12 protein-coding genes and 1 tRNA gene are annotated in these 12361 nt (G+C 70.6%); 5 read left to right on the forward strand and 8 right to left on the reverse strand.

Annotated elements, in window-relative coordinates; genetic code table 11:
* Positions 1 to 30: 30 nt before the first annotated feature.
* Complete coding sequence (locus ASF89_RS10200) at positions 31 to 831, reverse strand: fructosamine kinase family protein (RefSeq protein ID WP_055814309.1); 801 nt, start codon at positions 829 to 831, stop codon at positions 31 to 33.
* An 18-nt stretch (positions 832 to 849) separates the two neighbouring features.
* On the opposite strand from ASF89_RS10200, the gene ASF89_RS16115 reads away from it, so the two are divergent.
* On the forward strand, positions 850 to 1905 hold the full coding sequence (locus tag ASF89_RS16115; protein WP_235476398.1) for a magnesium transporter CorA family protein: 1056 nt from the start codon (positions 850 to 852) through the stop codon (positions 1903 to 1905).
* Positions 1906 to 1929: 24 nt separating this feature from the next.
* On the opposite strand, the gene ASF89_RS10210 is transcribed toward ASF89_RS16115, so the two are convergent.
* Entirely contained in the window at positions 1930 to 3084 is a 1155-nt protein-coding gene (locus tag ASF89_RS10210; protein WP_055814312.1) for an SLC13 family permease, read from the reverse strand.
* 131 nt (positions 3085 to 3215) lie between these two features.
* Between ASF89_RS10210 and ASF89_RS15950 the strand changes: the two genes are divergently transcribed.
* On the forward strand, positions 3216 to 3392 hold the full coding sequence (locus tag ASF89_RS15950; protein WP_200913438.1) for a hypothetical protein: 177 nt from the start codon (positions 3216 to 3218) through the stop codon (positions 3390 to 3392).
* A 75-nt stretch (positions 3393 to 3467) separates the two neighbouring features.
* Here ASF89_RS15950 and ASF89_RS10215 read toward each other — a convergent pair whose 3' ends face one another.
* Positions 3468 to 4676: a mechanosensitive ion channel family protein gene (locus tag ASF89_RS10215; protein WP_055814315.1), complete on the reverse strand. Its 1209-nt coding sequence runs from the start codon at positions 4674 to 4676 to the stop codon at positions 3468 to 3470.
* Positions 4677 to 4736: 60 nt separating this feature from the next.
* On the opposite strand from ASF89_RS10215, the gene ASF89_RS10220 reads away from it, so the two are divergent.
* Positions 4737 to 5552 carry an alpha/beta hydrolase gene (locus ASF89_RS10220; protein WP_235484072.1) on the forward strand — a complete coding sequence of 272 codons (816 nt, stop codon included), beginning with the start codon at positions 4737 to 4739 and terminating at the stop codon, positions 5550 to 5552.
* 70 nt (positions 5553 to 5622) lie between these two features.
* On the opposite strand, the gene ASF89_RS10225 is transcribed toward ASF89_RS10220, so the two are convergent.
* From ASF89_RS10225 to ASF89_RS10240, 4 genes are all read right to left on the reverse strand, one after another.
* Positions 5623 to 5859 carry a hypothetical protein gene (locus ASF89_RS10225; protein ID WP_055796256.1) on the reverse strand — a complete coding sequence of 79 codons (237 nt, stop codon included), beginning with the start codon at positions 5857 to 5859 and terminating at the stop codon, positions 5623 to 5625.
* Between the two features lie 215 nt (positions 5860 to 6074).
* Positions 6075 to 6983: a glycine betaine ABC transporter substrate-binding protein gene (locus ASF89_RS10230; RefSeq protein WP_055796252.1), complete on the reverse strand. Its 909-nt coding sequence runs from the start codon at positions 6981 to 6983 to the stop codon at positions 6075 to 6077.
* Positions 6984 to 7048: 65 nt separating this feature from the next.
* A complete protein-coding gene (locus ASF89_RS10235) occupies positions 7049 to 8026 on the reverse strand; it encodes a proline/glycine betaine ABC transporter permease (protein WP_055814319.1) in 978 nt (325 codons plus the stop codon).
* Positions 8023 to 9327 (reverse strand): glycine betaine/L-proline ABC transporter ATP-binding protein, encoded by a 1305-nt coding sequence (locus ASF89_RS10240; protein ID WP_055796245.1) that lies wholly within the window; start codon positions 9325 to 9327, stop codon positions 8023 to 8025. Before ASF89_RS10240 ends, ASF89_RS10235 begins: the two co-directional genes overlap by 4 nt.
* Before the next feature lie 489 nt (positions 9328 to 9816).
* Here ASF89_RS10240 and ASF89_RS10245 point away from each other — a divergent pair, with 489 nt between their 5' ends.
* The gene (locus tag ASF89_RS10245; RefSeq protein WP_055798272.1) at positions 9817 to 11361 is read left to right on the forward strand and encodes an amino acid permease; all 1545 of its coding nucleotides are present in this window, start codon (positions 9817 to 9819) and stop codon (positions 11359 to 11361) included.
* Between the two features lie 340 nt (positions 11362 to 11701).
* On the opposite strand, the gene ASF89_RS10250 is transcribed toward ASF89_RS10245, so the two are convergent.
* Positions 11702 to 11774: transfer RNA gene (locus tag ASF89_RS10250), tRNA-Lys, on the reverse strand.
* A 96-nt stretch (positions 11775 to 11870) separates the two neighbouring features.
* Between ASF89_RS10250 and bcp the strand changes: the two genes are divergently transcribed.
* Positions 11871 to 12341: a thioredoxin-dependent thiol peroxidase gene (gene bcp / locus ASF89_RS10255; protein WP_055796243.1), complete on the forward strand. Its 471-nt coding sequence runs from the start codon at positions 11871 to 11873 to the stop codon at positions 12339 to 12341.
* Positions 12342 to 12361: the final 20 nt, after the last annotated feature.

Consider the following 12361-nt stretch of genomic DNA (forward strand, 5'->3'; position numbering starts at 1 on the left):
CACCCGCACGGGCGCGGGACGGCCAGATTATCAGCGGGCCCGGGCGGCGCCCCGGAGGTCGTACCCCAGCCGGAGGGTCTCGTCGGCCGCCGAGACGAGCGCCGCGCCGTAGCCGGGGCCGTGACCGGCCGCGTGCACGGCGAGGGGATGCAGCTGATGCACGGCCACCCGGTCGCGCCATCCGTCGCGCAGCGGTGCGCGCTCGTCGTAGGCCCCGAGCACGTCGTCGAGGAACGGGCAGCCGAAGAGCGCGAGCATCGCGAGGTCCGACTCGCGGTGCCCGCCGTGCGCCGCCGGGTCGATCAGCACCACTCCCCCGGCGCCGAAGAGCACGTTGCCGGACCACAGGTCGCCGTGCAGCCGGGCCGGAGGCTCGTCGTCGTCGAACACGCCCTCGGCGAGCAGCGCGCAGGCCCGTTCGACGACGTCGAGACCCGACCGGTCGAGGTTGCCCGCGTCCAGCGCCGCGACGGCGTAGGGCAGCACCCGCTGCTCGGCGGAGAAGGCACCCCAGGTCGGGGCCGGCCGCACCGACATCGGTCGGCGGCCGATGAAGCACGGACCGTCGTACCCCTCGGGAGGCGCACCGAAGGCGTCCGCGCCGGTCGCGTGGGTCACGGCGAGCGCCGCACCGAAGCGCCGGGCGGCCTCCGCGGTCGGACGCGCGGTCGACACGGCCTCGAGGTCGATGCGACCCGGGGAGACCGCGTGCAGGCCCACGATGCGCGCGCCTCCTCGGCTCTCCGCCGCGGCCAGCCAGCCGAGGCCCGCCGCCTCGGCCTCGAAGAATCCGGGAGGGGCGTCGACGCGCTGCTTGGAATGGAGGCTCACGGGATTAGCATGCGCCTCATGACCGACACCCGCCCCGCGCGCACCGAACCCGACCCCGGCGATGGGGAGGGCCCCGCCGGACGGGTCCGAGGGCCGAGCGGCGCTCCCGTCTCGACCCGCGCCTACCGGGGAGGGCGCCTCATCTCGGAGGGCTTCACGCTCGCCGAGGTCAGCGATCATCTCGAGAAGGACGGCTGCGTCGTCTGGGTCGACCTGACCGACCCCACGGCCGCCGATCTCGCTGCGCTCGAGGAGGAGCTCGGGCTGCACGAGCTCGCCGTCGAGGACGCCCTGCAGGACGGTCAGCGGCCCAAGATCGACCGGTACGAGGGGCACCTGTTCACCGCCCTCTACGACGTGCGCTTCGACCGGAGGACCGGCGTGCTGACCACCAGCGAGGTGAAGGCCTTCGTCACGGAGCGGGCTCTCGTGACCATCCATCACCCCGAGTTCGACCGGGCCCGACTCGAGCGCGTGTTCGACGACAGCTCGGATCTCGCCGAGCACGGCGTGACCTTCCTGCTGTGGGGCCTGCTGGACTGCATCGTCGACCGGCACTTCGAGGCGACGGACGCCCTCGACGACGAGATCGAGGGCATAGCCGACGACCTCTTCGACCCCCGCCCGCGCACGGTGGACGTGCAGAAGCGGTCGTTCGCCTTGCGCAAGAGCCTCGTGCAGCTGCGCCGGGTTGCGTCCCCGATGCGCGAGGTGCTCAACACCCTGCTGCGGAGGGACCTCAAGCAGGTGGACTCCGAGATGCAGCCCTACTTCCACGACGTGTACGACCACGTGCAGCGGGTGGCCGAGCAGAACGACTCGCTCCGGGATCTCGTCTCGACGATCCTCGACACGAACCTCAATCTGCAGTCCAACCGGATGAACCTCATCATGAAGAAGGTGACCAGCTGGGCGGCCATCATCGCCGTGCCGACGGCCATCACCGGCTTCTACGGCCAGAACGTGCCGTACCCGGGGTTCCAGTCGACGACCGGCTTCATCACGTCGTGCGTGCTGATCGTCGCGATCGGCGGTCTCCTGTGGTGGCAGTTCAGACGGCGCGACTGGCTCTGACCCTCGTCGCGCCGGGACCCCGGGCTAGGGGACGACGACCAGCGCCAGCATGGCGAGCGGCACCGCGACGGCCGCCACGGCGAGGCCGCCGAGGATGACGCGCGGCCACGAGACCTCGACGCCCATGGCCGTCAGGCGCGAGTGCCAGAGCAGCGTGGCGAGCGAGGCCCACGGCGTCACGAGACAGCCGATGTTGACCCCGATCAGCAGAGCCACGAGACGCAGCGGGGATCCGGCGACGGGCTCGAGCGCCAGATAGGCCGGGAGGTTGTTCGCCAGGTTGGCCGCCGCGGCCCCGCCCCCGGCGAGTCGGAGCAGGTCGGGCAGCGAGTCCCCTCCCCCGACGACCGAGCCGAGCAGATCGGCGAGACCGAGCGAGTGCGCCGCCTCGACGACGACGAACAGACCGCCGGCGAACAGCAGCGTGCTCCACGGCACCATGCCCGGTCTGAGGACCGCCGGGCGGCGCACGGCGAACGCGACGACGAGGACGGCCGCGGCGACGGCCGCGGGGATCCAGACCTCGACGCCCGACACGAGGGCGGGCACCAGCAGCGCCGTGACGAGGGCGGCGACGCGGAACAGCACGGGGTCGTCGGCCTCGTCGGGCTCGGGAGGCGCGAACCGCCCGGCGAGCTGACGGCGGTATCGGACGCCGATGGCCGCGACGGGCACGACGATCCCGACGGCCGCCGCAGGCGCGACCAGCGCCGCGAAGGCGAGCGGGGCGGGCGAGCCGAGCTGACCCAGGGCGAGCAGGTTCGTGAGATTCGACACCGGGAGGAGCATCGACGCGCAGTTGGCGAGCCAGACCGTCGTCAGGGCGAACGGCATCACCGGCAGACCGGCGTGGCGCGCCACGAGCACGACGACGGGCGTCAGCAGGACGGCCGTCGTGTCGAGCGAGAGGAACACCGTGCAGAGGACGGCCAGCACGACGACCAGGAGCCACAGCACGACGACGCGCCCCCCGGCGAACCGCGAGCAGGTGCGCGCCAGCCAGGCGAAGAGCCCCGCCTCGGCCGCGAGCTCGGCGACGATCGTCAGGGCGACCACGAAGCCGAGGACCGGGGCGACCCGCTCGACGAGGACCACGAGCTCGGGGCCCGTCAGGACCCCCGTCAGGAACGCGACGAGCCCCACGGCGAGGAACACGGCGCCGAGCACGGCTGTGCGCACAGGGACTCCTTCGCGATCGACGAGGCGGCCCGTCCGACCGGCGGGCAGCTCAACCTACAACCGCCGGCCCGACCTCCGGACAGCGCTGCTCGCAGCGGATAGCGTGATCACAACGAACACGGGAGCGAACAGTGCGCAAATTCCTTTTCAACGGAGCCATCCTCAGCTCGATCTTCTCGGGCGTCAGCCTCCTGAAGAGCCTCACGGCCGGTCCTCGCGACTGGCGGCTGCTGCTGACCGCCGTCGCCTGGGTGGCGACGACGGCCATCGCCATCGGCAACGTCGTCGACGCCGCCAACGACGACTGACCCGAGCGGAACACGACGGAGGCGCGTCCCGACGACCGGGACGCGCCTCCTTCGCGTCTCCCCCGGGATCGCGGGTCAGCGGTCCGGTCGGGCGACGGGGCGGCCGTCGGGACGACCGCCGTCGTCCGGGCTCTGGACGGGGATGGCCGAGGTGAACAGGGCCGTCCGCTCGCTGTCGGCGTTCTCGCCGCTGAAGAGCCCTCCCGCCTCGGACGTCGACCGGCGCGGTCGTCCCGAGACCGCGGGCTCGTCGGCGATCATCTGCACCCTGGCCCTCGGGATCGAGACCGGACTCGATTCGTGCAGCCAGGAGATGAGGTCCTCGCGGACGAGGCAGCGCAGGTCGAACAGCGTCGGGGCGTCCTTCGCCGTGACGAGCACCCGCACCCGCACGTACCCGCCCGTCGCGTCGGTGACCTGGAGCACCTTGACCCGGCCGTCCCAGAGATCGGTCCGCTCGAGGATGCGATCGAGTTCGGCGCGCATGTCGCCGGGCTGCACCCGCCAGTCGAGATCGAACTCGACGGCGCCGAGCAGCTCGCTGTTGCGGCGGGTCCAGTTCTCGAAGGGCGTCGTCGTGAAGTAGGTCGACGGCAGGACGAGGCGCCGGTCGTCCCAGATGTGGACGACGACGTACGAGAGGGTGATCTCCTCGATGAGACCCCACTGCCCCTCGACGACCACGACGTCGTCGATGCGGATCGCGTCGCTGAAGGCGAGCTGGATGCCGGCGAACACGTTGGCGAGGGTCGACTGGGCCGCGAGACCGGCGACGACCGACACCAGACCGGCGCTGGCCAGCACGCTGGCCCCGACGGCCTCGACCCCGGGGAACCCCAGCAGCAGAGCGCCCGCCGCGACGATGACGATGAGGGCGACGGTCAGTCGTCGGAGGATCAGCACCTGCGTGCGCACCCGCCTCGCCACCCTGTTGTCGGGGGTGTCGACCCGGTAGCGCGAGAGACCGAGATCCTCGAAGAAGATCGCGAGGGCCCCGACGAACCAGGCGACGACGACGATGATGGCGCAGCGGAACACCTGGGACACCGCCTCGTCGCCGGGGTAGTCGGCGCCGAGGCTGCGGGGCAGCGTGGTCGACAGGGCGATGGTGAGCAGCACGACGAGGAGGGACCACCGGAACGGGCGGCGCATGCGGGTCACGAAGTCCACCGCCCAGGTCTTCCGACGGGCGACGAACGAGAAGACCCAGCCGACGAGGGCCGAGACGACGAAGGTGAGGACGACGGCCGAGACGACGGCGACGACGGGTGCGATCCAAGGCATCGGACCAGCCTGGCGGACATCCTCAGCGAGCACGACCGCCGATCGGCCAGGATGGGAACCGTGAGACAACGCACAGCTTCCCGTCACGAGCCCGCCACACGGGTGCCCGCACTCCACCGTGGGTCGCGGTCGCGACGCATCGTCAAGATCGTGGCCTCGGTGCTGTTCGCCGCGGTGGTGCTCGGCGCGACCGGCTTCTTCACGTGGGCCAAGCTGCCCATGGCGGCCACCGCCTCCTCGGTCGCCGCCGTGGCCGAGGACACCGCCGTCGACGTGACGGACCGCCCCGACACGGTCGTCATGCGTCCGGCCGACACGACGCCGCGGGACCAGGGCCTCGTCTTCCTCGCCGGCGCGCGCGTCGACCCGCAGGCGTACGAGGAGGTGCTCTCGGGGGCCGTGCGCTCCGGGGTCACCGTGATCATCGTCCGACCGGTGCTCGGCTTCGGCCTCTTCGACTGGCGGGCCCTCACCGACTTCACATCGGAGGCGCCCGAGATCTCGCGCTGGGCCGTCGGCGGTCATTCGCTCGGTGGCGTCCGCGCCTGCGGCTACGCCGAGAGCGACCCGCGCGTCGACGGTCTCGTGCTCTTCGGCTCCTACTGCGCGACCACCGATCTCTCCGACGAGACCGACCTGCCCGTGCTCAGCCTCGGCGGCAGCGAGGACGGCCTCAGCACGCCCGACGACATCGAGCGGTACCGCGACCAGCTGCCGCCCGATGCCTCCATCGTGCAGATCGAGGGGTCGAACCACGCGCAGTTCGGCGCCTACGGCGATCAGGCGGGCGACGGGACCGCGACGCTGACGGACGAGGAGGCGCGGGTCGAGATCGATCGCAGCCTGCGGTCGTTCCTCGCCTCCGTCGGACCCTGAGCCCGCGGCGGGTCCACCCGGTCGGAGGGCCGGCCGACCGCCCGGGGGACGGCAGCCCGACGCGGTGCCGTCAGACGGAGCGCTTGCGCAGGCGCAGAGCCTCGAGGGCCATGCCCTGCGTGGCGTAGCGGCCGACCTCGTCGCCCCAGTGCGGGTTCGATCCGCGGACGGCGACGTACGCGCCGTTCTCGACGCGGATGTGGCCGAGCACGCGGTCGGGGGTCGACACCTGCACCAGGTCGGCTGCGATCGTCCGGGTGCTGACCCGGGCGTTGCGGCGGACGGCGTCGATGCTGGTGATGCTCACGGGTGGTGCCTCTCGTGCTGTTCCCCGGGGTGTCCGGGGTGGTGGTGCCGTCGCGGGATCGGAATGCGACGTGCTCGACGCTAGTCGCGCCTCCTCGGCCACGTCCTGCCGATTCACTGTGGGTCGCCCGCCCGTCGGCTGGGGATACGCCGGCATGCCGCAGGGCCCCGGGGACGACGTCGCCCGGGGCCCTGCGGTCGGCCGCAGCCGATCCGTCAGCTGGTGAGGCCGTCGACGTAGTCCTGGTTGTCGGCGACCCACGCCTCGACGACCTCGGTGTAGTCGCTCCCGTCGACGCCGCTGTTGAACATGGCGTTCTCGAGCGACGAGAGGCGGTCGTTGTCCATCTCGAAGCCCTCGAGCCACTCGGCGAACTGCGGGTAGTCGGCCGTGAAGCTCTTGCCGCCGAACGAGTGGATGCCCTCGGCGTCGCCGAGCGTGCCCTTCGGGTCCTCGAGGTCCTTGATCGGGAACGCGTCGTACGCCCAGTGCGGGCTCCACAGCGTGACGGCGATGTTCTCGCCCGAGTCCGTGGCGCTCTTCAGCTCGGTGAGCATCGCGGCGGTCGACGACGTCTGGAGGGTCAGGTCGTCGATGCCGTAGTCGGGGATCGTCGCGTTCTCGACGGCCGAGGTCAGGCCGGCGGCCGGCTCGATGCCGACGATCGTGCCGCCGAACAGGTCGGCGTTCTCGTTCAGCTCCTCGATCGAGTCGATCGGGGCGTCGGCGTTGACCGCGATGGCGAGCTTCGCGCCGTCGTTCCAGGCGCCGAGGTCGGTGAGGTCGTCGCCGAACTGGTCGATGTACTCCTTGTGCGTGACGGGCAGCCAGGTGTCGAGGACCACGTCGTAGTCATCGGTCGTGAGGCCCTGGTAGACCGGTGCGACGTCGGCCATCTTCAGATTGACCGTGTAGCCCTCCTCCTCGAGCACGGACTTCCAGAGCCAGGAGGCGGCGATGCCCTCGTCCCAGCCGTTGAAGACCGCGATGTCGACGACGCTCTGGTCGCCGTTGTCGAGGGTCTCGCTCTCCGTCGAGCTGCCGGGGGGCGAGCAGGCGGCGAGGCCGAGGACGGCGGAGGTGCCGAGGGCGACGGAGGCTGCGATGGTGGTGCGCTTGTTCATGTGATCCTTTCGGGTGGTGCGGGAGGTGCGGGCCGACCTGATGACTCCGGTCGCCCCGTCGGGGTCTAGACGGACGCCGGCGTCCGATCGGGGGCGGGCGCGTCGGGCAGCGGGGACTCGGACGGCGAGGCGTCGGCGGACGCGCCGGTCGGACCGGATTCCGGGACCGCGTCATCGGACCCGCGGGCGATGCGGGACGGCCGGCGCCGTGCGCGACGGTCGGCGCCGAGGGCGGCCGTCATGCGGTCGAGGATGATGGCGAGGACGACGACCGAGATGCCCGCCTCGGCGCCGAGGGCGACGTCGATCCGGTTGAGGCTCGCGACGATGTCGCCGCCGAGTCCGCCGGCTCCGACCATGCCCGCGATGACGACCATGGAGAGCGAGAGCATGATGACCTGGTTGACCCCGGCCATGATGCTCGGCTTCGCCAGCGGCAGCTGGATCTGACGCAGGATGCGCCAGGGCGACGAGCCGAAGGCCTGGCCGGCCTCGACCACCTCGGTGTCGACCCCGCGGATGCCGAGCTCGGTGAGCCGGACGCCGGGCGCCATCGCGAAGACGATCGTGGCGACGATGCCGGGGACCACGCCGACGCGGAACAGCAGCAGCGCGGGGATCAGGTAGACGAAGGCGGGCGTGGTCTGCATGAAGTCGAGCACCGGTCGGATGATCTGCGAGGCGATCGACGACTTCGCGGCGAGGACGCCCAGCGGGATGCTGACGGCGATCGCGATGACTCCGGCGACCAGCACGAGCGCCAGCGTGGACATGGCGTTCTCCCACTGGTTGACCGAGCTGATCAGCAGGAGGCCGACGGCCGACCCGAGGGCGAACCTCCACCCCCGGGCGACGAACGCGAGCGCGGCCACGACGAGCACGATCGCCCAGAACGGAGGCGCGCTGAGGAGGTACTCGGTCCACTCGTAGAAGAAGAGGAAGACGGCGCGCACGACGTCGAACAGGCCGCCGAGGTGCGTGGTGATCCAGTCGACGACGGCCGAGACCCAGCTGCCGAAGGGGATGCGGAGGATCTCGTTCATCGGGTGGCTCCTTCGGTGGCGGCGACGGGGGTCTCCCCGGTCGCGAGGGTGGCGTCCAGCTCGCTCTCGGAGTAGCGGGTGACCGGTTCGAGCACGGGGATCGGCGAGGTCGTCGTGTCGACGTTGCCGAGGGCCGCGAGGAGCGTGACCCGCGGGATGACGCCGATGAGGCGGTCGTGGTCGTCGACCACGGCGATGGGCAGCGGGCTCTCGACGGCGAGTTCGAAGAGGTCGACGAGGGCGGCGTCGGGGCCGACCTTGGCGAACTCGGTGGTGACGATGGCCTCGAGATCGGTGTCGTTCGACTTGACCTGACGCATGACGTGCCGGTCGCGCACCCAGCCCAGCAGCCGGCGGTCGCGGCCGAGGACGAACAGGGCGGCCGTCTGCAGGTCCCGGAGGGTGCGCAGGGCTCCGCGGGGCCCGGCGGTCAGCTGCACGACCGCACGGGCCGGCTCCATGACGCTCGAGGCCGTCAGCACGCGGGCGCGGTCGACGTCCTGGACGAACTGGGCGACGTAGTCGTTGGCCGGGTCGGTGAGGATGTCCTCCGGCGTGCCGATCTGCACGATGCGGCCGTCGCGCATGACGGCGATGCGATCACCGAGGAACATCGCCTCGTTGAGGTCGTGCGTGATGAAGACGATGGTCTTGCCGAGCTTCGCCTGGAGCTCGAGCAGCTGCTCCTGCATCTCGCGGCGGATGAGCGGATCGAGGGCGCTGAACGCCTCGTCCATCAGCAGGATGTCGGTCTCGGCCGCGAGCGCTCGGGCCAGGCCCACGCGCTGCTGCATGCCGCCGGAGAGCTCGCTCGGGAGCTTGTCCTCCCACCCGGCGAGACCGACGATCTCGGTGACCTCCCGCGCCTTCGCCAGCCGCTTCGCCTTCGCCACGCCCTGGACCTCGAGGCCGTAGGCGACGTTGTCGATGACGGTGCGGTGCGGGAGCAGGGCGAAGTGCTGGAACACCATCGACACGTGCTGACGCCGGACGTCGCGCAGCCGCTTGGCCGGGACGTCGGAGATCGAGGTGCCCGACACCTCGACCGACCCGGAGGTGGGCTCGAGCAGCCCGTTGAGCATCCGGATCAGCGTGGACTTGCCGCTGCCCGAGAGCCCCATGACGACGAAGATCTCGCCGGGCTGGACGTCGAAGGACGCGTCGATGACGGCCGCGGTGCCGAGGGCCGAGGCCTCGGTGCGGCTGGCACCGGACTCGAGTCGGGTGACCGCCTCTCGGGGTCGGCGACCGAAGACCTTGTAGAGGTTCTTCGCACGCACGGCGGGTGGTGTCGTTGTCATGGGCTCTCCGCGGGCACGCCGGGGAACGCCTTCCGCTCGGGCAGGCGCGCCGTCGGCGGCGTTCTGGTCGGGCGGACGGGTCGACGGCGCATGCGGGACGTGCTGGCTCAAGCATCGTGATCCTGGATGCGAACCTGTACCCCGCTGGTGCGGTCATGGGACCGGCACCGACGCCACCAGACCGTACGGGGATCGGGATCCGAGACTGCCGGACCGCCGATCATCGCGTCCTGATGATGACGGGCCCACCGGAGCGGGCCTCGACGACCGTAGCGAACATGTGTCGTCCATCCCAATCCGCACCCCCCTCCGGAGGGACCGGACGTGTACCCCGATCCCCTCCGATCGCCGTGTTCATGGGCATCGACATCGTGGCCTTTTCGTTACACGCCGTGCACCTTCGAGGGCCGTCGTCCGCGGAGCGCAGGTCCCCCGACATGCCGACCGCTCGATGTGCACGAACTGCAGACTCGGGCCTACCCTCTCGGCATGAGCGCATCTGACGGAGACCGCGGCTCGGCCGCGCACCCGGACACCGTCCCCCAGGACTTCAGCCACGAGCAGGAGGGTTTCCAGCACGGCCTCAAGCCCCGGCAGCTGCAGATGATCGCCATCGGCGGCGCCATCGGGACGGGGTTGTTCCTCGGCGCCGGCGGGCGGCTGGCGACGGCGGGGCCCTCTCTCGCGATCGTCTTCGCGATCTGCGGCGTGTTCGCGTTCTTCATCCTGCGCGCGCTCGGCGAGCTGGTGCTTCACCGCCCCTCCTCGGGATCCTTCGTCTCGTACGCCCGGGAGTTCTACGGGGAGAAGTTCGCCTACGCGGCGGGCTGGATGTACTTCCTGAACTGGGCGATGACGGCGATCGTCGACGTCACCGCCGTGGCCCTCTACCTGCAGTACTGGAAGGCCTTCACGGCCGCCCCGGAGTGGCTGCTGGCCCTCGTGGCCCTGGCCGTCGTGCTGTCGGTGAACCTGCTGGCGGTGAAGGTCTTCGGCGAGATGGAGTTCTGGTTCGCGATCGTCAAGGTCGCGGCGCTCGTGGTGTTCCTGGTGGTCGGGGTCGTCTGGCTGGCCGCGGCGTTCCCGGTGACGCACGACGGCGCGACGGTCGACACGGGCTGGTCGGTCGTGGCCTCGAGCGGGATCCTCCCGAGCGGGCTGCTGCCGGCGGTGCTGGTCGTGCAGGGCGTCGTCTTCGCGTACGCCGCGATCGAGCTGGTGGGCACGGCGTCGGGCGAGACCGAGAACCCGGAGAAGGTGGTGCCGAGGGCGATCAACACGGTCATCCTCCGGATCGCGGTCTTCTACGTCGGTTCGCTGGTGCTGCTGTCTCTGCTGCTGCCGTACACCGCCTACGCCGAGGGCGAGAGCCCGTTCGTCACGTTCTTCAGCAGCATCGGGAGCCCCGAGGTCGGCCGCATCGCGGGGTCGATCATGAACTTCGTCGTCGTGACGGCGGCGCTGTCGAGCCTGAACGCCGGGTTGTACTCGACCGGTCGGGTGCTGCACTCGATGGGGATGAACGGATCGGCTCCGAAGTTCACGACGAAGATGTCGAAGGGCGGTGTCCCGTTCGGCGGCATCCTCCTGACGGCGTCGATCACCCTGCTGGGGGTGGGTCTGAATGCGATCGTCGGGGCGAGCGCCGCGTTCGAGATCGTCCTGAACATCGCGTCGTTGGGGATCCTGACGGCGTGGGGCACGATCATCCTCTGTCAGATGCGGCTGCGTCGCTGGGCTAAGGAGGGCAAGGCGGAGGAGCCGTCGTTCCGTCTGCCGGGGGCGCCGGTCACGAGCTACCTGACGCTGGCGTTCCTGCTCGCGGTGGTGGTGCTGATGGCGATCGACTGGCCGATCGGGTCGTTCACGGTGATGTCGCTGGTCGTCATCATCCCGCTGCTGATGCTCGGCTGGCACCTGCAGCGCGACCGCATCCTCGCCGCGGCGCGCCTCCGCGAGGGCATGACCGGCCCCTACCCCGTGACCGGCCGGGATTCAGCCGCCCAGCACCCCCGCCCCTCGGACCGCCCCTAGCGGTGACGGAGGCCCGTCTCCCCTCGTGGGGCTCGGTCCTCGTCGGACTCGACCCCATCGCGCCGGGGATCCAGGCGCTCCTCGCTCACAGCTCTCAGGGCTTGACGCGCGAAGCGCCGTCGCCCTCCCCCTGACGCGCGAAGCGCCGTCGCACCGTGACGCGCGAAGCGCCGTCGCACCGTGACGCGCGAAGCGCCGTCACCCCCGGGCAACAGCGACCTGGCGGCAAGGACCCCCACCCCGCGCGGCCCCAGGCCGCACGTCGGCGCAGCCGACCAAACCGGCACGACGACAAATCCCCCGCTTCATCGAATGATGAACACGGGGGATCGATTTGTCGTGCACCCCCTCGGACTTGAACCGAGAACCCACTGATTAAGAGTCAGTTGCTCTGCCAATTGAGCTAGAGGTGCGTGCTGCGGTGAGTCCCGCAACGAGGATCAACATTAGCATGAGTTCTGACACCTGTTGAACACCGGGGCGCTTCGCGCGCCGAAGATCGGAGCACCATGGCCACGAAGCTCGAGAAGGGCGCTGCTGCGCCGTCGTTCACCCTCGAGGACGAGAGCGGTTCGCCGGTCTCGTTGTCGGACTTCGCGGGGCGGAACGTGATCGTGTACTTCTATCCGGCGGCGTCGACGCCGGGCTGCACGACCGAGGCGTGCGATTTCCGCGACAACATCAACTCGTTGAAGTCGGCCGGGTATCAGGTGCTGGGCGTCTCGAAGGATGCTCCGGAGGCGCTGCGCCGGTTCAAGGACGAGCAGGGCTTGAACTTCCCTCTGCTGAGCGACCCGGAGCTCACCGTGCACGAGGCGTACGGGGCGTACGGCGAGAAGAACAGCTACGGACGGATCGTCACCGGCACCATCCGGTCGACGTTCGTGGTGGACGGCGAGGGGGCCGTCGTGCTCCCGCTGTACAACGTGAAGGCGACGGGTCATGTGGCGTCGCTGCGGAAGAAGCTGGCGCTCGACTGAGGGCGGTCCCGGGGCGCCGT

Origin of the sequence: Frigoribacterium sp. Leaf172 (assembly GCF_001424285.1) — a bacterium.
Classification (GTDB): Bacteria; Actinomycetota; Actinomycetes; order Actinomycetales; family Microbacteriaceae; genus Frigoribacterium.